Here is a 20,125-nt window from a genome sequence, read left to right as displayed (position 1 = left end):
CTAAAACGTGGAACTTGGCCTAGGCCGAGTGGTAAATACGGTGGTAACCTGCACCTGTTACTCGGATGGAAATGAAAAAAGCCGTTGATTGACAACGGCTTTTTAGAGGTTGCTGGCGGAAACGGAGACTATATTTTCTGTTTGCCTGTGGGTAATCGCGTGGTAAATTAGATGCGTTACTCGCGAACACGTTGAGTTGATTGAGTTTGTAGAGGTATATCGGTCTCTAATGGGTGCTATGCACCTCATTAAGCCCGAATAAATGGTGTAAGGGTGTCTACCCTAAACCGTTGCTTTTAAAGCCTTTTAAAGGTCGACACAGCCTTGTTGAACTAGTCGGCTTGGCAGTCAAGCGTCACCACTTTTGTTTGAGTTGCGCTAAGACAATACGTTTCCCAGTCTGCTAACAGCAATCGTCGGCGTTCTAGTAGCTTGCCTCTTCTGTATGCCGCTTCAACTTTATTGGCTATGGTGTGAGCAAGTGCCATCTCAGCAACCTCTGGGCTGTGCTCAGTTTCTTCAGAAACCCAGTCGCGAAAGGTGCTTCTAAAGCCGTGCACAGTAAGTCCCTTTTTTAATCGCCGGACTTTCATCAGCATCGCCATATTTGAAAGATGCTTTCCATTTTTCGAGAATATGTATTCGCTTTCTGGATCAAGTAACTGTGCTTTTTCAATTAGCTGAATAGCTCTGAATCCAAGTGGTACTTGATGCTCGTTTCGTGCCTTCATACGTTCTGCTGGAATGGTCCAAACATCTCCAGATACCTCTCGCCTTTTGGCGTACAGAACTTCACCCGAGCGTGAAGCATTAAGGATGGTGAACTGAAGGGCTAGTGACGATGTGCATTCGATGTCATGTAGTTTTGCCATCATTAGGGGCAACTCTTTGTAGTTGAGAGCCTCAAAATGATCGTGAGTTCGTCTGATAGCTGGGAGTAAATTTTCAAGGTGACCTCGCCATATTGCCGGATTTGATTTTGTTCTGAGGCCGCTGGTGATTGATGCAGAAATGATGCGCTCTAACCGTCCTCGTAGTCGTATTGCAGTTTCGTGCTTACTGGCCCATATCGGTGAAAGTACATCGAGAACATCTTCTGTTGTGATTTCTTCAAGCGTTAACTCGCCAATTACAGGTATTGCGTAATTTGTTACCGTGCTGACCCATTGCGTTTCATGTGCCCTATTGGTCCATTTCGGCGACATTCGCTCTATATATTCAAGTGCAAATTTAGCAAACTTGATAGTTTTCTTTTCTTTCGATTTTTCGATACGTTTCAATCGTTTTTCGTCAGCAGGATTGATTCCGTTCAAAAGAAACCCCCTGAGTCGCTGGTGTGTGATGCGAACCTCTGAAAGCGAGATATCAGGAAAGTTTCCGAGACTCATGTCAATTCGAGTGCCCTCATGGGAAAATCTGTAAACCCAATATTTTTTTCCATCAGGTCGAACCCATAGGTGTAAGCCTCTGCTGTCGGGGATCGTGTATCGAATAGGTTTGTGTAGATTTTTTAGCGTGCGGATGTCAGTTGATTTCTTCATGGGCAGAGCTTTCAAAAAAAATGAAAATCTGTTACCACACGAAGACGACAACTCAAACAAAAGTGGTGACGCTTGACTGCCAAGCCGACTAGTTCAACAAGGCTGTGTCGACCTTTAAAAGGCTTTAAAAGCAACGGTTTAGGGTAGACACCCTTACACCATTTATTCGGGCTTAATGAGGTGCATAGCACCCATTAGAGACCGATATACATGAGCCAGTTTTATTGTTGGTTTTAGTTTGAGGACCTTAACTGTTCTGATTTTATAGGCATGAATATTTGAACAGCAGTCTGTCAATATGTGTATAGCGAAGGTGTATGAGTCCAAGGTCTCTGAGCTAAATGCAAAAGCTCATGGTTTCGACTGTGCTTGGAATTGTGACGATACAGCCAACCTTTCTGATGCCTTGAGGCAACTTATGGCTAGTTCCATGAAATTCGAATTCATTTGAAATAATTCCTAACTCTTCATTAAATCGCATTTTTGAATTCAATGGTTATGCATGTGTGGGTGTCGACAATGTGCAACGAGCCTGCCTAAGACACTTGACATGACAAATGGATTGTTCAATTCGAAGTCATAGTGGTGGGGCAAAGGTAGCTAATTGAAAAAGGGGGGCATTGTCTAAATTGAAGAAGCTCTCATGGTTGAAAATTGCTTGTGTGTTAGGAAGCACATTCAAAAATTACGCTAAGTGATTGCATTGAATGGACTTTTTTTCACAAATAAACAACAAATAAATTCGATTTATGTGGTTTTTGATGGTTTGTTTGATAGACTTTAGGTAAGGAGTCCATATGTCAAATCAATCTGATTCGCTCGAAAGTGTTGTTATCGGTGACGGCGTCGTCGTCAAAGGTACGTTCACAGTTCCCTCAAAAGCCATCATTAATGGCGTTATCGAAGGTGATTTAACTGCAGAAGAGGTCTTGATCGGTCCAACAGGAAAGATTACAGGGCGTGTTTCTGCCAAAGTGATTGATGTTCGTGGCCAGCTTCACAACACCATCATTTCTGAGAAGAGCCTGATTGTTCGTTCAACTGGCAAGATCGCAGGCAAAGTTCAATACTCAGAAATCGAGATTGAAAAGGGTGGCGAGATCGAGGGTACTCTGAGTCAAGATGCCAATGGTCCTGTGATCCAAGTGGGCGGTAACGCAGCCGCTTAACTCGAGGCCTCTGAGTAATGATTCGCCGACTACTTACTGCTGCTTACTTGCTTCCGGGTGTCGTATCCCGTGGGTGGGCGCGTCAGTACGAGGATGCGAGAATTATTCTTGAGCAAAACGGCGATCTTCATTACCTCAATATCAGTGGTCGCATGCAGCGTATTTTGGTGCGTGGTGGCATCTTGACAACAGGGGCGATGCTGATTGCAATCGCAGTGTTGTTTGCGACCAGCATCAGCTTGATGCTGAGTCGCTCTAAATTAGAGCGCTCCCATGAAGAGGTTTACCGTGCCTTGCTCAGTAGCGCATCAGATGTAGATGGTTCTGAACCTCTATCTATGAATGATGAGCAAATGGTGGCCCTGGCTCAGACCATTCGTGATCGAGATATGAGCATTCGTCGATTTGTGGATACATCAATGGTGGCTGTTTCGCAAGAAAACGTCAGCATGAAATCCCAACTTGAAGCCTCTGGTTTGACTGAAAAGATTGTGAAGATCATTCAGCAGAATGCGGCGAATGGTGGCTTTAGTCTCGAGGATGATGTCAAAAATAATCCGTTGTTGCGTGGCAAAGTCGCAGATGAGTTGTCAACCAATCGCGGCTTGCGTGAAGTGCTGTATGCATTGCCTAGTGTGATGCCAGTGCCTAACTACAGCGTGACATCTGACTTCGGTGTGCGTCGGCACCCCATTTCTGGACAAACCCACTTTCATACAGGCGTCGATTTACAGAGCCAAACAGGAGATGAAAAAGTTCATCCTGTTAAGCCTGGGGTTGTTGTCTTGGCTCAGTTTCACACACAGTATGGCAACACGGTGGTCGTGCGTCATACGAACGGCGTAGAGTCTCTCTATGCTCACATGGCAAATATTGCTGTCAAGCTGGGCGATAAAGTTACTAACGAATCTGTGTTGGGCAACATTGGCAGCACAGGTGCTTCTTCAACTGGAAAACATTTGCATTTGGAAATTTTGATTGGTGGATATCCAGTCAACCCACAAAAAGTTATACGGACGGCACAATATGTTCAACAAATCCAAAATCAACAACATTAATCAGTCTCAGCCTGATACGTCTGCGATAGAAGACGAATTGGTCGCAGAAGAGCAGATTGAAGAGGTTGTATCTCAACCTGCACCCGCTCCTGTAGTCACACCTACAACAACACCGAGAAATAGCATGATGGACATCATTTCACCCGCCGCAACAAAACCCTCCATTTTGAGCGAGGGCTTCTCGTTCCGTGGTGAGATTTCCGCCAAAGGTGCTATTCACGTTGAAGGTGCATTGAATGGGCAAATCCAGGTTGACGAGTTAACGATTGGTGCACGCGGTCAAGTTGAAGGCGTTGTGACATGCAGTAGTTTGCATATCAAGGGTAAGTTCTCTGGTACGGCAACATGTGACGAGTTGATCGTGACATCGTCTGCGACCGTTGATGGCCACGTTGTTTACAAGACTTTGTCTGTTCAAAAGGGTGCGTCTATCAAGGGCGAACTTTTGTTGGTCAAGTAATTCATTAAAAACAGATCAAGCACCGTTTGGATATGAGCCAAGAAGAAATCTACATCAATGGCGAATTATTGCGACTACGTCGTGAAACTCGCGGTTGGGCTCTAAGTGATCTCGCAACGCGTGCTTGTATGTCTGTTAAACAAATCCGTCAACTTGAAGAGGGCGGACTGAATTCTTTCTACAGCCAAGCTGTCAAGTTAACTGCAGCCAAAAAAGTAGGTGCTTTGCTTGGCGTATCTGCTGAAGAGGTTTTCGCGCAAGAGGCAGAGGTTGAGGTTGTGCCTGAGGTTGCCGCCAGCGTTGAATTAGCTCATACCGAAGAGCCTGCTGTTGAAGATGAAGCAGTTGTTGAGGTTGATGCTACGGTTGCCCCTGCTGAAGAAAAAGCAGTTGATTCCTCTCCGACTCATGTGGAGCATGTAGAGTCTTCAACTAGCAAAGTTGAAGTTACTGAGCCGACCAAGCAAAAAACATCATTGTGGGTAATCGCTGGTTTGTTTGCTGCTGCTTTGGCGGTTGCTGCCTATATGCAGCCAAAAGAAGATCCTGTGACAGAGCCTGCACCTCCTCTGCAAGTGATTCCAAGTGAAGCTGATGCAGCGGCAAGTGCAGCAGAAGATAGTGCTTCATCGGCATCAGCCGCTGCCTCTGCAGAGTCAGTCGCACCTGTTGTTCAAAAGACAGCATCTGCCAGCGTTACTAGTGCATCTGCATCTGTTTCTTCTGCCAGTGTGCCCCGCACTACATCGCCTTTGCCTTTTGCGTCAGCTGTTAAAACAGTGACAGTCCCATCTGCTGCAACGACTGCATCAACTGCCAGCGCAGCCAAAGCACCTTGAACGAAAATCACTCACAAAACTAATAAAGCCGCTTTTGAGCGGCTTTTGTTTTGGTTAATTTTTTGCACCTAATGCAAGAGCTTCTTGCCGACTCGTTTGCAATTCAGTGCTGTTTTGTGAACTAAGTATTGGCCAACCACCCATATGTGATTTGCTGAGCTCATACAAGCCTGTTACCCAGGCTGGGCTGTCATTCAAACAAGGAATGTAGTGAAACACTTCACCACCTGCATGCAAATATGCCTCTTGGGCTTCATCAGAAATTTCTTCCAATGTTTCTAAGCAGTCGCTTGTGAAGCCTGGGCAAATCAAATCAACACGTTTCACGCCCTTCTGGGCCAGTGCAATTAAGGTGGGCTCTGTGTAGGGTTCTAACCACTTGGCTTTACCGAAGCGAGACTGGAATGTCACCATGTATTGGGCTTTGGTTAGCCCCAACGCTTCACCTAACAAACGTGCAGTCTTATAGCACTCGCAGTGGTATGGATCACCTAAATGCAATGTGCGCTCAGGTACACCATGAAAACTCATCACCAAGCGCTCAGCTTGTCCGTGTGCGGCCCAATGTGAGCGTACACGCTCAGCCAATGCTTGAATGTAGGCAGGATGATCGTGATAGTGGTTGATGAACCGGAACTCTGGCAGTACGCGGCTACGAAGCCCCCATTGATACACAGCGTCAAAAACACTGGCCGTGGTGGTACCTGAGTATTGTGGGTAAGCCGGCAAAATCAAAATGCGAGTGAAGCCTTCAGCTTTTAATGCATCGAGTTGGCTGGTAATGGATGGATTGCCATAGCGCATGGCATAGCGCACAGTGATGGCCTCACCGTTCGAGTTGAATACTTCTTGCAAAGCCTGTGCTTGCTTGGTTGTCCAGATTTTCAAGGGTGAACCATCTGCAGTCCAGATACTGGCATATTTGGCCGCTGATTTAGCTGGGCGCACCCGCAAGATGATGCCGTGCAGGATCGCCATCCAAACGAGGCGTGGGATTTCTACGACGCGGTGATCACCCAAAAACTCAGCAAGGTAGCGACGCACCGCCGAAGCTGTGGGTTCGTCTGGTGTCCCCAAGTTACAAAGCAACACCGCTGTGAGCTGTGCTTGTCCGTGAGTGAAGGGGGGTTCGGGTTTGAATGTGGGTGTAAACATGATGAGGTATTCTCGCCCAGCATGCTGAACCTTTCCAAAATCCAAGCCATAACCCTAGACCTTGACGACACTTTGTGGCCCGTTTGGCCCACAATTGCCCGTGCAGAGCAGGTTTTGCAAGAGTGGTTGAGTGTCCATGCCCCACAAACTGCGCAGTTGTGTGCCGATGCTGATCTGAAGAAAAGCATTCGAAGCGAGATCAATCAACGTCATGCTGACAAAGCGCATGACCTGAGCTTTTTAAGGCGAGAAAGCATCCGTGAATGTTTGTTTCGCGCAGGTGATGCGCCGCACCTGGCCGAGCCTGCATTTGAGGTGTTTTTTGCCGAACGCCAAAACGTCACGCTTTATGAAGGAGTGCAACAGGCACTCGAGCGTTTATCCATGCGTTATCCGCTCGTGGGACTGTCCAATGGCAACGCAGATGTCTTTCAAACAGCAGCTGGTCCCTACTTTCAAGCATCACTGAGTGCGCGATTGTTTGGTGTCGCTAAGCCTGATGTGCGTATTTTTCATGCGGCGGCAGCTAAACTCAACTTGCCAGTAGAAGCCGTCTTGCACATAGGTGATGACGCCACAACGGATGTCTTAGGTGCGAGAAATGCTGGCATGCAAACTGTGTGGGTGAATACCCAAGGCCATGAATGGCCGTATGGGTCAATTCAACCGTTGACGGTGGCTAGCTTGGTTGAGTTGTGCGACCACCTGTTGCCCTGATTGCACGGCTCCTTCAAGCGTAGAGGGGTAGGGGCCTCGGATGTAGTCCCCACAGGCCCAAAGTCCCTCTGCGACCAGTGCCTCAGGTCTATTGAGCATCGGTGTGCACGCGAGCGTGGCGCGTTTTTCAACCACGGTCTGCAAAATTTCTAAATCCTTGAGCCCTAGCTGATCGCCAACTTGTGCACGCACTTGCTCGGCCACCAGGCCGCGCTCTGTCGTGCATGCGCTGACCACTGCAGCCAATAAGCGCGGTTGATTGGACAGTAGACCTTTGTCAAACACGAACTGTGCAGGCGCCTTTGCTTCACTGTGAAGCGCCATCATGGGTCTTGCTAAGCCTCTGAAATTTGGGTCTTTGCACTGTAAATACACGGTTGCAATCGCTGAGTGAGGCAACTCTGCACATTGGCTTGCCCAGTTTGGCGCAATGTCTGCGGTGAGTCGCGCAGCTTCCCAAGGTGGGCAAGAGAGTAAGGTGGCGTTTTGTGCTGATGCGTTGTGATGAAGCTCCAAGATTTCTTCGGCAGAGAGGCGCGTGCCAAGGTGAATGTGCGCCCCATGTGTGTTCAGCCAGTCCAAACATCCGTCCGGTAGCAAGGCGCCTAAGTCGACGCGAGGCACTAGCAGGTCAGAGCTACCAGCACCGCCCAAGAGGGCATCCTGCAGAACGCGCAAAAACACGTTGGCACTTGCTTCATGTATCGGTGTGTTGAGTGCCGATAGGCAAAGCGGTTCGATGAGTTGCAGCATCACGCGAGGGCTGAGCTGGGATGCGTCGCACAGATGAGCGACCGTCCATGTCGGTTCGCATTCAAACTGTGCACGTTGCCATCTCCATGCCGCTTGAATTAGGCTGGATTTGTCATGCAAGGACCAGCCTTGCGCACGAGCTAAGCCTGCCAGTAGGTTGAGGGGAGTGGGCCAATCCGGCAGATTGAGGCCTTGGCCATCTGCAAATCGCAAATCTAGTGGCAAGCGTTGCAGCAGGCCTTCTGGTTTTAAACCTACCGTGCGCATCAGCGAGAGGGTGTCGCGATAGGCGCCAATGAGCACATGCTGCCCATTGTCCAAAGGTTTGCCGCAAAAGCTTTGTTGCAGGCTACGTGCACGGCCACCTGCCGTGACTGCTGCTTCATGCAACTCGACATGCCAGCCGGCTTGTGTGGCGGCTACGGCAGCAGCCAAACCCGCCCAGCCTGCGCCCACGATGGTCAGTTGCTTCATGTGCTGTCTGGCGTGCTTAGAAGCGACCCAACGCTTGCATCTTCCAAGCAAGCCAGAGTTTGTGCAGGGGGGTGAGTGCCACGCGTTGCTTGAGAACCGGGAACTTTTTGGCTTCGATTTCGCGCAGCAGAGTTCTGTAGATGCTGGCCATCATCAGGCCTGGTTTTTGGTGTTTCCAATCGCCTGCAGGCAGCAGTGCAAAGGCTTCGTCATACAAGGCATGCGCGCGTGCAGCTTGGAACTGCATGAGTGCTTGAAAACGCTCTGAGTCCAATCGGTTCAAAATTTCGTGCGCTTTCACATCAAACTGCTGCAGCTCTGTGACGGGCAAGTAAATGCGTCCACGCAGCGCGTCTTCACCCACATCACGAATGATGTTGGTGAGCTGAAACGCTTGGCCTAATTTGTGAGCGTACGCAGTCGTGGCTGCATCAGTTTGACCAAAAATCTTGGCTGACACTTCGCCCACTACACCTGCGACCAAATGGCAGTAGCGGGTGAGGTTGGGATAGTCGAGGTAGCGGGTCTGGGTCAGGTCCATTTCGCAACCGTCAATCACCGATTGCAAAGAGGATTCTTCAATACCAAACTCTTCCACCAAAGGCATTAGCGCCTGTGTGACCGGGTGGTTGGGCTTGCCCGCAAAAGCTTGGCGCACTTCGTTGTGCCACCAAGCCAGTTTGCTGGCAGCCACACCAGGGTCGCTGACCTCGTCCACCACATCATCTACCTCGCGGCAGAAAGCATAAAACGCGGTGATAGCAGCTCGGCGCTGTGGTGGTAAAAAAAGAAAGGCGTAATAAAAGCTGCTGCCCGAAGCGGAAGCTTTTTGCTGAACGTAGTCTTGGGGTGTCATGTGTGCCTGATTATCGGGCACGCAGAGTGCTATCTAGCGACGAGCTCACATGCGTATGCAACGCCAAAGAATGCGAAGGAAGTCTGGTTTTTTTAAGGTGGGGCGTTCTAGCTGTGTGTGATCTTCGGTTTCAACACGCGCTTGCAGCTTGTCCAAGATTCTTAAACCGCCTTGCACCACTGCGCGCAGCTCCCAGCCCGCACGACCTTTGACTCGGTGTGCCAAGGGCGCGCCTTGCAGCATCAGTTCACGCGCAAAAACCAGTTCTTCTTGCAGTTTGTGGCCTTGCGGCAGATAGTCGCGGCCGCGCTGTAGGTCCTCTGCGCGATCTTGCCAAAAGTTGATCAGCTGCAACGATGTGCAAATGGCGTCACTTTGAGTCAGTGATGCGACGTCGTCCACACCATACAGATGCAGCATCAAACGACCCACAGGGTTGGCCGATCGGCGGCAATAGTCCAGTAATTCTTCGCGGTTGCGATAGCCTTGGCCCACGCTGCTGTAGACCACATCTTGTTCAAAGGCATCGATCAAATCAAACATCGGCTGTGCAGGCAGTTTGTGCTGTTTGATCGCGAGTTTCAGCGGGCCAAATATTCTTGGCCATTTGTCACTGGGTGTTGCGTTGCTTAGGCAGTTGGTGAGATCGGCTCCGTATTCACCCAGCGCATCTAGCCGATGGTGTGCGGGTTCAAAGCCTTCATCCGCCAAATCATCTGCTGTACGCGCAAAGTAGTAAAGCGCTTGAACGGAGGATCGAAGATGTGCTGGGCATAGCCAAGAAGCGACGGGGAAGTTTTCGTAGTGGTCGATGCTTGACATAAGTAACAACATTGTCGTCCCCCTTTGTGTACGCGGGGTAAACGAATTTAAGGTACATTAATAACCATTCGGTCATTAATAATTTTGAAGACTTTATGATTCGCAACATGCAATCCATTTCTCGTTGGTCTTTGGTGCTCATTTGTGTCGCAGTTCTAGTTGCGTGCGGTAAAGCCCCACCTGATCAGGAACCAGTGCGAGCAGTCAAGGTATTAACAGTCGGCGCATCTGCATCCTCATTTGATCTCGAATTTTCCGGCGAGGTCCGGGCGCGCATCGAATCCTCGCTGGGTTTTCGCGTGGCTGGCAAGTTGATTGCACGTCAAGCCGAACTTGGTCAGCGCGTTAAAGCAGGGCAGTTGCTTGCTCAAATTGACCCGCAAGACTATCGCGTGACGGCGGATGCTGCTGCTGCACAGTTGATCGCCGCGGAAAGCAATCGTGATGTTGCTGCAGCCGATTTAAAGCGTTATCGAAATCTGTTCGAACAAGGTTTTATAAGTGCGGCTGAGTTGGAACGCAGACAAGCCAGTGACAAGGCTGCACATGCTCAATGGCGTCAAGCCCAAGCACAAAACACTGTGCAAGGGAATCAATCGAACTACACGCATCTTTTGGCCGATGGTTCAGGTGTCATCACTTCAGTGGATGCTTCTGCAGGTCAAGTGGTTGTGGTAGGTCAGCCAGTGGTTCGCTTAGCGCTAGATGGCCCACGCGATGTGGTGTTCTCCGTGTCAGAAGACAAGTTGTCCTCGTTGAAGACGGGAGTGGTGGTGGACGTGCGTCAATGGACGGATGGCAAAACGTTTGAAGCCAAAGTCCGTGATGTGTCGGCCAGTGCGGACGCCATCACACGCACATTTATTGTGAAGGCGGCTTTGCCCAAAGAAGCAGACCCCGTGTTGGGCTCTACCGTAACGGTGAGTTTGCGAGCGGCAAATCTCAAAGGCGAAACCCCGCGTATTAAGCTGCCTACCAGTGCTTTGCGCACAGAAGCGGGAACTACATCGGTTTGGGTGCTAGACCCTGCCACTATGACCGTCAAAGCGCAGTCGATCCAAGTGACGACAGCAGATGGCAATGATGTCGTTGTCGATTCTGGTCTGCAAAACGGCGACCAAGTGATCGTCTCAGGCGTGCATGTGTTGACGGCTGGTCAGAAGGTATCGATCTTCGGCGCAGCCAAGTGAGGTGAGCATGGAAAAGTTCAACCTCTCCAAATGGGCGATCGATCACCCTGCGCTGACTCGTTATTTGATGGTAGTGCTCATGGTATTGGGCATGGCGTCTTACTTTCAGTTGGGACAAGACGAAGACCCTCCGTTCACCTTTCGCGCCATGGTGGTTCAAACTTATTGGCCGGGGGCTACTGCACTGCAAGTGGCTGAGCAAGTCACGGACAAGCTAGAGCGCACCTTGCAGGAAGTGCCTTACGCCGACAAGATTCGCAGCTACTCCAAGCCAGGTGAGTCGCAAATCATTTTCCAGATCAAAGATAACTCCAAGCCAGCGGATGTGCCCAATGTTTGGTACTCCGTGCGAAAGAAAATTGGAGATATCCGATACACCTTGCCCCAAGGCGTGCAAGGGCCATTTTTTAACGATGATTTTGGTGATGTGTTTGGTGTGATCTATGCCCTTGATGCGCCAGGGTTTACGCCTGCAGAGGTGAAGAAATTTGCAGATGATGTGCGCCAGCAGTTGTTGCGCGTCAAAGATGTGGCCAAAGTTCAGCAGTTTGGTGTCCAAGATGAAAAAATCTTTGTGGAGATTCCACAAAAACGTTTGGTGCAACTTGGGTTGGATCTCAATGCCGTTTTGGGGCAGTTGGGACAAGAAAACGCGGTAGAGAATGCGGGGTCTGTTCAGACCCCTCTTGATGTTCTGCAAATTCGCATTGAAGGCCAGTTTGAAACAGAAGAGCAATTGCGTGCCATGCCCATTCGCGGTACTTCAGGTCAGCAGGTCAAGCTAGGTGACATTGCCAAGGTCCAGCGCGGCTATATCGATCCTGCCGTGGTGAAAGTACACCACCAAGGGAAATCTGTGATTGCGCTTGGCGTCTCCATGGCCAAAGGTGGTGACATCATCGCCTTGGGTAAAGCGCTTGAAGTAGCTACTGCACGTATTGAAAAAATTCTGCCTGTCGGTGTGAAACTCGAGCAAGTGCAGGACCAACCAAAGGCTGTTGCTAAATCCGTGGGTGAATTCGTGCACACGCTGATAGAAGCTGTACTTATTGTTTTAGTGGTGAGCTTTATAGCGTTGGGTTTGCACAAAGGCGGGCGTTACGGCTGGTATGTCGATGTGCGGCCAGGTTTGGTGGTGGCCATTACGATTCCTTTGGTATTGGCCATGACATTTTTGGCCATGAACTATTGGGATATTGGGTTGCACAAAATTTCGCTAGGTTCGCTCATCATCGCTTTGGGATTGTTGGTGGATGACGCCATCATTGCGGTGGAGATGATGGTGCGCAAGATGGAAGAGGGCTACGACCGCGTGCGTGCTGCCACTTTTGCGTATGAAGTGACCGCGATGCCCATGTTGACAGGTACGCTGATTACAGCCGCCGGCTTCTTGCCCATCGGCATGGCCAAGTCCACTGTGGGCGAGTACACATTTGCTATTTTTGCGGTCACAGTCATAGCGCTGGTTTTGAGCTGGTGGGTGTCGGTGTACTTTGTGCCGTACTTAGGCACCTTGCTATTGCAGGTCAAGCCCCATGGCGAACATGGCGGTGAGCATGAACTGTTTGATAGTCCGTTTTACAAGCATTTCCGCACTGCAGTGACTTGGTGTGTGGAATACCGCTGGAAAGCGATTGGCATCACTATGTTGTTGTTTGCCTTGGGCCTCGTGGGAATGGGGCGTGTGCAACAACAGTTCTTCCCAGATTCAGCACGGCCAGAGATTTTGGTTGACCTTTGGTTCCCAGAGGGTACATCGTTCAAAGAGAACGAAGCTGTGACCAAAGCTGTGGAGCAACGGCTACTCAAAGAACAGGGCGTGCAAACGGTTAGCACTTGGATTGGCTCGGGAGCGCCTCGTTTTTATTTGCCCCTCGATCAAGTTTTTCCCCAGTCCAACGTGTCGCAAATCATTGTGGTGCCAGAAGACTTGAAACGTCGTGAGACTTTGCGCTTGGCTTGGCCCACCATGTTGGCTCAAGAGTTTCCAGAAGCGCGCGCGCGCGTCAAGCTTTTGCCCAATGGCCCGCCTGTGCCTTACCCAGTGCAGTTCCGTGTAGTAGGGCCAGACCCCAAAGTCCTGCGTTCGCGCGCTGATGAAGTCAAAGCCGTCATGCGTGCCAACACAGCCACGCGTGGAACCAATGACAACTGGAATGAAAACGTCAAAGCCATCAGCTTAGATGTAGACCAAGCCAAGGCTCGTAACTTGGGTGTGACCAGTCAGTCCATCGCCCAAGCGGTACGCACTTTGCTGGTTGGTTCGACCGTAGAGCAATTCCGCGAAGATAACAAGTTGATTGATATCGTCTTGCGCCAACCTTTGGAAGAGCGCGATGCCATCACCGATTTGGGCAATGCCTATGTGCCCACCAGTTCTGGCCGCATGATCCCTCTGGCGCAAATTGCCAAGTTGAATTTCACTTGGGAGCCTGGTGTGATGTGGCGCGAAGGCCGCGAATATGCCATCACGGTGCAGAGCGACATCGTTGAAGGTTTGCAAGGCGCAACGGTGACCCAGCAGTTGTTGCCAGAGCTCAAACAGCTTGAGGCCAAGTGGGTCAATACCGATGCGCCCAACTACCGTATCGAGGTAGCTGGCGCAGTGGAGGAAAGCTCCAAAGGTTCAAGCTCGATTTCAGCCGGTATGCCAGTGATGCTTTTCATTACCTTCACCTTGCTGATGCTGCAGCTGCAAAGCTTCAGTCGCGCTGTTTTGGTTTTTTTTACCGGCCCACTAGGCTTGGCCGGGGTGGCGGGTGCGTTGATTGCACTCAATCGACCTTTTGGTTTTGTGGCTTTGCTTGGGGTGATTGCCTTGATGGGCATGATTCAGCGCAATTCGGTCATCTTGATTGACCAAATCGAGCAAGACCGTGCCAACGGCGTGCCCGCATGGGAGGCCATTGTGGAGTCAGCCGTGCGACGGTTGCGCCCAATTGTGCTGACCGCAGCAGCGGCTGTGTTAGCCATGATTCCGCTCACACGCAGCGTTTTTTGGGGCCCTATGGCTGTTGCCATCATGGGCGGCCTCATCGTGGCCACGGTCTTGACGCTTCTTGCACTGCCTGCAATGTATGCGGCGTGGTTTAAGGTCGAAAAGCCGTCTAAAATGGCAAGCTGACCGATTTCAAACGGGTGGTCTACCTGACCACCCGTTGTTATTTAGATACCCGCGCGGGTGGCGAAATTGGTAGACGCACCAGGTTTAGGTCCTGACGTCCGCAAGGATGTGCGGGTTCGAGTCCCGCCCCGCGCACCACTTGATTCATAGCAAGCGGCCAAAAAGGCCGCTGCTAAACATGCCAATTTAGGAGAAACCACATGGCCGTGACAGTTGAAACTTTGGAAAAACTCGAACGCAAGATCACTTTGAGCTTGCCAGTGGACGTCATCACCAAAGAAGTTGACCTGCGCTTGAAGCGCGTGGCACGCCAAGTCAAGATTGACGGTTTCCGTCCAGGCAAAGTGCCTATGAACATCGTGGCACAACGCTACGGTTACTCCACCCAGTTCGAAGTGATGAACGACAAAGTGGGCGAAGCCTTCGCTGTGGCCACCAACGAAGCCAAGTTGCGCGTTGCCGGTCAACCCAGCATCACTGAAAAAGAAGGCGCACCAGAAGGCCAAATGCAATTCGACGCCATCTTCGAGGTGTACCCAGAAGTGAAATTTGCCGACATGGGCAGCGTTGAAGTGGAAACCGTATCTGCCGAAGTGACAGACGCTGCCATCGACAAAACCATCGACATCTTGCGCAAACAACGCCGTACTTTCGCCCAACGTGGCTTGGACGGTGCAGCTCAAGACAACGACCGCGTGACCATCGACTTCGAAGGCAAGATCGACGGCGAGCCATTCCAAGGCGGCAAAGCCGAAGACTTCCAGTTCTTGCTCGGCGAAGGCCAAATGCTCAAAGAGTTTGAAGACGCAGTGCGCGGCATGAAGTCTGGCGAAAGCAAGACCTTCCCATTAAGCTTCCCAGCCGATTACCACGGTAAAGAAGTGGCTGGCAAACAGTCTGATTTCTTGGTGACTTTGAAGAAAGTCGAAGCTGCTCACCTGCCAGAAGTGACCGACGAATTGGCCAAGTCTTTGGGCGTGGCTGATGCGACCGTTGCTGGTTTGCGCGCTGACATCAAGAAGAACTTGGAGCGTGAAGTCAAGTTCCGTTTGTTGGGCCGCAACAAGCAAGCTGCGTTGGACGCAGTGGCCACAAAAGCTGAACTCGACTTGCCTAACGCCAGCGTACAAGCTGAGCTCGAGCGCATGGTCGAAGGTGCTCGCGCTGACCTCAAGCAACGCGGCATCAAAGACGCTGACAAAGCGCCAATCCCTGATGACATCTTCCGTCCACAAGCTGAAAAGCGCGTGCGTATGGGCTTGGTGGTGGCTGACTTGGTTCGTGCCAACAACCTGCAAGCAACGGCTGATCAAATTAAAGCGCACATCGAAGAGTTGGCATCTAGCTATGAAAAGCCTGCTGACGTGGTGCGTTGGTACTACGGCGACATGAGCCGTTTAGGCGAAGTTGAAGCCATCGTCATTGAAAACAACGTGACTGACTTCATCTTGTCTAAAGCTAAGGTCAACGCCAAAGCGATTTCATTCGACGAATTGATGGGTCAGCAAGGCTGATTCACCTACAAGGAAACAACATGAGCGCACTGGATACACAAGCTTTGGGCATGGTTCCCATGGTCATTGAGCAGTCGGGCCGCGGTGAGCGGTCTTACGACATCTATTCACGTTTGCTCAAAGAGCGCGTGATCTTCTTGGTGGGCGAAGTCAACGACCAAACTGCCAACTTGGTAGTGGCTCAGTTGTTGTTCCTTGAGAGCGAGAACCCTGACAAGGACATCTCGCTCTACATCAATTCCCCTGGCGGCTCAGTGAGCGCCGGTATGTCGGTGTTTGACACCATGAACTTCATCAAGCCCCACGTCTCTACGCTGTGCATCGGCATGGCCGCCAGCATGGGCGCGTTCTTGTTGGCTGCAGGCGAGAAGGGCAAGCGCTTCTCTTTGCCTAACTCCAAGGTCATGATTCACCAGCCTTTAGGCGGCACACGTGGTCAAGCCACTGAGATTGAAATTCACGCGCGCGAAATCTTGAAAACACGCGAGCAGTTGAACAAGATCTTGGCTGAGCGCACAGGTCAACCGTTGGAAAAAATCCAACGCGACACCGAGCGCGATTACTATCTGAGTGCAGACGAGTCCAAAGAGTATGGTTTGATTGATCAAGTGATTAGCAAGCGCGGTTAAAAGACACATTTCAGCGACACAACAAACACAAGCACTTACATGGCTGACAAAAAAAGCGCTTCAGGCGAAAAAACGCTGTACTGCACCTTTTGCGGTAAGAGCCAGCACGAAGTCAAAAAACTCATCGCAGGCCCATCAGTCTTCATTTGCGACGAGTGCATTGACTTGTGCAACGAAATCATCCGTGATGAGCTGCCGAGCCTAGAAGCTGCCAAAGAGAATGGCAGCGATCTGCCCACTCCTGCGGAAATCAAAGCCAACCTCGACAACTATGTGATTGGTCAAGAACTAGCCAAGCGCACCTTGGCAGTGGCGGTGTACAACCATTACAAGCGTTTAAAGCACAAAGAGTCGTCAAAGAAAGACGACGTTGAGCTGACCAAAAGCAACATCTTGTTGATTGGGCCAACAGGCTCAGGCAAGACCTTGCTGGCGCAAACTTTGGCGCGTATGTTGAATGTGCCTTTCGTCATGGCCGATGCCACCACTTTGACCGAAGCCGGTTATGTGGGCGAGGACGTTGAAAACATCATTCAAAAGCTGTTGCAAACCTGCGATTACGATGTGCAGCGTGCTCAGCGCGGCATCGTTTACATCGACGAGATCGATAAGATTTCACGCAAGTCCGACAACCCCTCTATCACGCGTGATGTGTCGGGTGAGGGCGTGCAGCAAGCCTTGCTGAAGCTGATCGAAGGCACGATGGCGAGCATTCCGCCTCAAGGTGGCCGTAAGCATCCCAACCAAGACTTCTTGCAAATCGACACGACCAATATCTTGTTCATTTGCGGCGGTGCGTTTGCAGGGCTTGAGAAAGTCATCGAGAACCGTACCGAAGCTTCTGGCATTGGTTTTGGCGCCACCGTTAAGAGCAAAGAGGCTCGTAGCCTCACCGAAGTTTTTGGTGAAGTGGAGCCGCAAGACATCATCAAGTTCGGGTTGATTCCTGAATTGGTGGGCCGTATGCCCGTGATCGCTGCCTTGGCTGAGCTGACCGAAGATGCCTTGGTGCAAATCTTGACTGAGCCAAAGAACGCCTTGGTCAAGCAATACAGCAAGCTGCTGGCCATGGAAGGTGCTGAGCTTGAAATTCGCCCAGCCGCATTACGTGCCATCGCCAAAAAAGCTTTGGCGCGTAAAACAGGTGCGCGTGGTTTACGCTCTATCCTTGAACAATCACTCATCGACACCATGTATGAATTACCCAATTCGTCAAATGTCGAGAAAGTGGTGGTCGAAGAGGCCACAATCGATGAGAACAAGCCACCTTTGCTGGTGTACCGAGAAGCTGCCAAGAAGGCTTAAAGATTCATCTCGGGGACGGTGCCTAGCACGCGTCCCTTTTTTACAGGAAGGCTGACCATGTCTGGACAACCCCCGCTGCCCGCTACCCCTCTTGAACTGCCATTGTTGCCTTTGCGTGACGTGGTTGTGTTCCCGCACATGGTCATTCCTTTGTTTGTGGGACGTCCTAAAAGCATTAAGGCACTCGAAGCTGCCATGGCCGCTGAACGCCGCATCATGTTGGTGGCACAAAAAGCCGCTGCCAAAGATGAGCCTGCTGTCACCGACATGTTTGAAGTGGGCTGCGTGTCAACCATTTTGCAAATGCTCAAACTGCCAGATGGCACGGTCAAGGTGTTGGTCGAAGGTCAGCAACGCGCCAAGGTGGACGGCATTGAAGATGGTGAATCACACTTCACCGCACACGTAACCCCCATCGAGGTGTTGCCAGCTGAAACTGGCAGCGAAGTCGAAGCCTTGCGCCGTGCAGTCATGCAACAGTTTGACCAATACGTCAAATTGAACAAAAAGATTCCACCTGAAATCTTGACTTCTATCTCTAGCATTGATGATGCAGGCCGCTTGGCTGACACCATTGCCGCGCACTTGCCTTTGAAGCTCGAGAGCAAGCAAGTGGTACTCGATTTGTCGCCCGTGCGCGAGCGCTTGTCTAACTTGTTTGAGCAAATCGAACGTGAAGTCGAAATTCTCAACGTTGACAAAAAAATCCGTGGGCGCGTTAAGCGCCAGATGGAGAAAAACCAACGTGACTTCTATCTGAACGAGCAGGTCAAAGCCATCCAAAAAGAATTGGGCGAAGGCGAAGAGGGCGCGGACATCGAAGAGATCGAGAAAAAGATCAAAGCTGCTCGCATGCCCCAAGAGGCACGCAAGAAGGCAGAGTCAGAGTTGAAGAAACTCAAGCTCATGTCGCCCATGTCGGCCGAAGCCACTGTGGTGCGTAACTTCCTTGATGTGCTGGTGGGCTTGCCTTGGAATAAGAAAACCAAAATTAAACACGACCTCGGTAATGCCGAAGATGTGTTGAACGAAGACCACTACGGCCTCGACAAAGTCAAAGACCGCATCTTGGAATATCTTGCTGTGCAACAGCGCGTGGACAAGGTTAAAGCGCCCATTCTTTGCTTGGTAGGCCCTCCTGGCGTGGGTAAAACATCGTTGGGTCAATCCATCGCCAAGGCGACGGGACGCAAGTACGTGCGTATGGCCTTAGGCGGTATGCGTGACGAGGCTGAGATTCGCGGTCACCGTCGTACCTACATTGGCGCGATGCCCGGCAAGGTTCTGCAAAGCCTGACCAAGGTCGGCACCCGTAACCCGTTGTTCTTGCTCGACGAAATCGACAAGCTCGGCATGGACTCGCGTGGCGATCCTTCTAGTGCTTTGCTTGAGGTGTTGGACCCCGAACAAAACAACAAGTTCGCAGACCACTATGTGGAAGTCGATTACGACTTGAGCGACGTGATGTTTGTGGCTACGTCCAACTCGATGAACATTCCACCAGCCTTGCTGGACCGTATGGAAGTGATTCGTTTGTCGGGCTACACCGAAGACGAAAAAACACACATTGCCGTGAAGTATTTGCTGCCGAAGCAAATGAAAAACAATGGCGTGAAAGACGAAGAGCTGTCGGTGGACGAAGCGGCGGTGCGCGACATCGTGCGTTACTACACCCGTGAAGCGGGTGTGCGTTCGTTAGAGCGCGAAATGTCCAAGATTTGCCGCAAGGTGGTCAAGGCTTTGCTCCTCAAGCAAATGACACCTCAGGTCAAAGTCACTGCTGACAACTTGCCCGACTTTCTGGGTGTGCGCAAGTACACCTATGGTCGTGCAGAAGCCGAGAACCAAGTGGGTCAAGTTGTTGGCTTGGCATGGACCGAAGTCGGCGGCGATTTGCTGACCATTGAAGCCGCCATCATGATTGGCAAGGGCACCATTACACGTACCGGCTCGCTGGGTGATGTGATGAAAGAGTCTGTGGAAGCAGCCCGAACTGTCGTGCGCAGTCGTGCACGCCGTTTAGGCATTTCAGAAGACTTGCTTGAAAAGCGTGACATTCACATTCACGTGCCTGATGGCGCAACGCCTAAAGACGGCCCAAGCGCAGGTGCAGCTATGACAACCGCATTGGTTTCAGCTCTTACAGGCATTCCTGTGCGTGCAGATGTCGCCATGACAGGTGAGATCACCTTGCGTGGTGAGGTCACTGCGATCGGCGGCTTGAAAGAGAAGCTCTTGGCTGCATTACGCGGTGGAATCAAGACCGTGTTGATTCCAGAAGAAAACGTAAAAGATCTGCAAGAAATTCCAGAAAACGTGAAGAACGGTTTGGAAATCGTGCCGGTGCGTTGGATCGACAAAGTGCTTGAAATTGCACTTGAGAAGATGCCCACGCCACTGCCTGACGAGGTGCCAGCTGCGGCCGCCGCGGCTGCAGCAGACCCAGTGACAAAAGCCGAAGCGATCAAGCATTAAGATTTTTCTAGTGCATGCCAAAACAGGGTGAAAAATGCGCTAGA

16 protein-coding genes and 1 tRNA gene are annotated in these 20,125 nt (G+C 50.9%); 12 read left to right on the top strand and 5 right to left on the bottom strand.

What is annotated here, in order from left to right:
- Positions 1 to 332: 332 nt before the first annotated feature.
- Complete coding sequence (locus B9Z35_RS12730; protein WP_108284066.1) at positions 333 to 1,541, bottom strand: integrase arm-type DNA-binding domain-containing protein; 1,209 nt, start codon at positions 1,539 to 1,541, stop codon at positions 333 to 335.
- A gap of 797 nt (positions 1,542 to 2,338) precedes the next feature.
- Here B9Z35_RS12730 and B9Z35_RS12725 point away from each other — a divergent pair.
- From B9Z35_RS12725 to B9Z35_RS12710, 4 genes are read left to right on the top strand one after another with little or no spacing between them, the layout of a single operon-like run.
- Positions 2,339 to 2,710 (top strand): polymer-forming cytoskeletal protein, encoded by a 372-nt coding sequence (locus tag B9Z35_RS12725; protein WP_108284065.1) that lies wholly within the window; start codon positions 2,339 to 2,341, stop codon positions 2,708 to 2,710.
- 17 nt (positions 2,711 to 2,727) lie between these two features.
- Positions 2,728 to 3,768 carry a M23 family metallopeptidase gene (locus B9Z35_RS12720; protein WP_108284064.1) on the top strand — a complete coding sequence of 347 codons (1,041 nt, stop codon included), beginning with the start codon at positions 2,728 to 2,730 and terminating at the stop codon, positions 3,766 to 3,768.
- Complete coding sequence (locus tag B9Z35_RS12715) at positions 3,737 to 4,228, top strand: polymer-forming cytoskeletal protein (protein ID WP_108284063.1); 492 nt, start codon at positions 3,737 to 3,739, stop codon at positions 4,226 to 4,228. Before B9Z35_RS12720 ends, B9Z35_RS12715 begins: the two co-directional genes overlap by 32 nt.
- 32 nt (positions 4,229 to 4,260) lie before the next feature.
- Positions 4,261 to 5,067, top strand: coding sequence for a RodZ family helix-turn-helix domain-containing protein (locus tag B9Z35_RS12710; RefSeq protein ID WP_146178999.1), 807 nt, complete (start codon positions 4,261 to 4,263; stop codon positions 5,065 to 5,067).
- Between the two features lie 54 nt (positions 5,068 to 5,121).
- Here the strand turns inward: B9Z35_RS12710 and hemH are convergent, their stop codons facing one another.
- Positions 5,122 to 6,222, bottom strand: a complete 1,101-nt coding sequence (gene hemH, locus B9Z35_RS12705; RefSeq protein WP_108284061.1) for a ferrochelatase — start codon at positions 6,220 to 6,222, stop codon at positions 5,122 to 5,124.
- Positions 6,223 to 6,243: 21 nt separating this feature from the next.
- Between hemH and B9Z35_RS12700 the strand changes: the two genes are divergently transcribed.
- A complete protein-coding gene (locus B9Z35_RS12700) occupies positions 6,244 to 6,939 on the top strand; it encodes an HAD family hydrolase (protein ID WP_108284060.1) in 696 nt (231 codons plus the stop codon).
- Here B9Z35_RS12700 and hpnE read toward each other — a convergent pair.
- Genes hpnE through B9Z35_RS12685 form a run of 3 tightly spaced genes read right to left on the bottom strand, consistent with a single transcriptional unit; the run spans position 6,880 to position 9,844 of the window.
- Entirely contained in the window at positions 6,880 to 8,166 is a 1,287-nt protein-coding gene (hpnE, locus tag B9Z35_RS12695) for a hydroxysqualene dehydroxylase HpnE (RefSeq protein ID WP_108284059.1), read from the bottom strand. The two genes, B9Z35_RS12700 and hpnE, sit on opposite strands and share 60 nt — an antisense overlap.
- Positions 8,167 to 8,182: 16 nt before the next feature.
- Positions 8,183 to 9,022 (bottom strand): presqualene diphosphate synthase HpnD, encoded by an 840-nt coding sequence (gene hpnD, locus B9Z35_RS12690; protein ID WP_108284058.1) that lies wholly within the window; start codon positions 9,020 to 9,022, stop codon positions 8,183 to 8,185.
- A gap of 45 nt (positions 9,023 to 9,067) precedes the next feature.
- A complete protein-coding gene (locus B9Z35_RS12685; RefSeq protein ID WP_233246582.1) occupies positions 9,068 to 9,844 on the bottom strand; it encodes a squalene/phytoene synthase family protein in 777 nt (258 codons plus the stop codon).
- A gap of 107 nt (positions 9,845 to 9,951) precedes the next feature.
- On the opposite strand from B9Z35_RS12685, the gene B9Z35_RS12680 reads away from it, so the two are divergent.
- From B9Z35_RS12680 to lon, 7 genes are all read left to right on the top strand, one after another.
- The gene (locus tag B9Z35_RS12680; protein ID WP_108284093.1) at positions 9,952 to 11,034 is read left to right on the top strand and encodes an efflux RND transporter periplasmic adaptor subunit; all 1,083 of its coding nucleotides are present in this window, start codon (positions 9,952 to 9,954) and stop codon (positions 11,032 to 11,034) included.
- Positions 11,035 to 11,041: 7 nt separating this feature from the next.
- A complete protein-coding gene (locus tag B9Z35_RS12675; protein WP_108284056.1) occupies positions 11,042 to 14,158 on the top strand; it encodes an efflux RND transporter permease subunit in 3,117 nt (1,038 codons plus the stop codon).
- A 51-nt stretch (positions 14,159 to 14,209) separates the two neighbouring features.
- Positions 14,210 to 14,296, top strand: a tRNA-Leu gene (locus B9Z35_RS12670).
- 62 nt (positions 14,297 to 14,358) lie between these two features.
- Positions 14,359 to 15,672 carry a trigger factor gene (tig, locus tag B9Z35_RS12665; protein WP_108284055.1) on the top strand — a complete coding sequence of 438 codons (1,314 nt, stop codon included), beginning with the start codon at positions 14,359 to 14,361 and terminating at the stop codon, positions 15,670 to 15,672.
- Positions 15,673 to 15,692: 20 nt separating this feature from the next.
- A complete protein-coding gene (gene clpP / locus B9Z35_RS12660) occupies positions 15,693 to 16,301 on the top strand; it encodes an ATP-dependent Clp endopeptidase proteolytic subunit ClpP (RefSeq protein WP_108284054.1) in 609 nt (202 codons plus the stop codon).
- A gap of 39 nt (positions 16,302 to 16,340) precedes the next feature.
- Entirely contained in the window at positions 16,341 to 17,606 is a 1,266-nt protein-coding gene (clpX, locus tag B9Z35_RS12655) for an ATP-dependent Clp protease ATP-binding subunit ClpX (protein ID WP_108284053.1), read from the top strand.
- Positions 17,607 to 17,663: 57 nt separating this feature from the next.
- The gene (gene lon, locus B9Z35_RS12650) at positions 17,664 to 20,081 is read left to right on the top strand and encodes an endopeptidase La (protein ID WP_108284052.1); all 2,418 of its coding nucleotides are present in this window, start codon (positions 17,664 to 17,666) and stop codon (positions 20,079 to 20,081) included.
- Positions 20,082 to 20,125 lie beyond the last annotated feature (44 nt).

It is taken from the genome of Limnohabitans sp. Jir61, assembly GCF_003063545.1.
GTDB lineage: Bacteria > Pseudomonadota > Gammaproteobacteria > Burkholderiales > Burkholderiaceae_C > Limnohabitans.
This window is presented reverse-complemented; position numbering and strand designations above follow the sequence as displayed.

What these genes read in the sequence shown, in the direction of transcription:
- B9Z35_RS12730 (WP_108284066.1), bottom strand. Translation starts at nt 1,541, where the DNA reads ATGAAGAAATCAACTGACATCCGCACGCTAAAAAATCTACACAAACCT.
- B9Z35_RS12725 (WP_108284065.1), top strand. Translation starts at nt 2,339, where the DNA reads ATGTCAAATCAATCTGATTCGCTCGAAAGTGTTGTTATCGGTGACGGC.
- B9Z35_RS12720 (WP_108284064.1), top strand. Translation starts at nt 2,728, where the DNA reads ATGATTCGCCGACTACTTACTGCTGCTTACTTGCTTCCGGGTGTCGTA.
- B9Z35_RS12715 (WP_108284063.1), top strand. Translation starts at nt 3,737, where the DNA reads ATGTTCAACAAATCCAAAATCAACAACATTAATCAGTCTCAGCCTGAT.
- B9Z35_RS12710 (WP_146178999.1), top strand. Translation starts at nt 4,261, where the DNA reads ATGAGCCAAGAAGAAATCTACATCAATGGCGAATTATTGCGACTACGT.
- hemH (WP_108284061.1), bottom strand. Translation starts at nt 6,222, where the DNA reads ATGTTTACACCCACATTCAAACCCGAACCCCCCTTCACTCACGGACAA.
- B9Z35_RS12700 (WP_108284060.1), top strand. Translation starts at nt 6,244, where the DNA reads ATGCTGAACCTTTCCAAAATCCAAGCCATAACCCTAGACCTTGACGAC.
- hpnE (WP_108284059.1), bottom strand. Translation starts at nt 8,166, where the DNA reads ATGAAGCAACTGACCATCGTGGGCGCAGGCTGGGCGGGTTTGGCTGCT.
- hpnD (WP_108284058.1), bottom strand. Translation starts at nt 9,022, where the DNA reads ATGACACCCCAAGACTACGTTCAGCAAAAAGCTTCCGCTTCGGGCAGC.
- B9Z35_RS12685 (WP_233246582.1), bottom strand. Translation starts at nt 9,844, where the DNA reads ATGTCAAGCATCGACCACTACGAAAACTTCCCCGTCGCTTCTTGGCTA.
- B9Z35_RS12680 (WP_108284093.1), top strand. Translation starts at nt 9,952, where the DNA reads ATGCAATCCATTTCTCGTTGGTCTTTGGTGCTCATTTGTGTCGCAGTT.
- B9Z35_RS12675 (WP_108284056.1), top strand. Translation starts at nt 11,042, where the DNA reads ATGGAAAAGTTCAACCTCTCCAAATGGGCGATCGATCACCCTGCGCTG.
- tig (WP_108284055.1), top strand. Translation starts at nt 14,359, where the DNA reads ATGGCCGTGACAGTTGAAACTTTGGAAAAACTCGAACGCAAGATCACT.
- clpP (WP_108284054.1), top strand. Translation starts at nt 15,693, where the DNA reads ATGAGCGCACTGGATACACAAGCTTTGGGCATGGTTCCCATGGTCATT.
- clpX (WP_108284053.1), top strand. Translation starts at nt 16,341, where the DNA reads ATGGCTGACAAAAAAAGCGCTTCAGGCGAAAAAACGCTGTACTGCACC.
- lon (WP_108284052.1), top strand. Translation starts at nt 17,664, where the DNA reads ATGTCTGGACAACCCCCGCTGCCCGCTACCCCTCTTGAACTGCCATTG.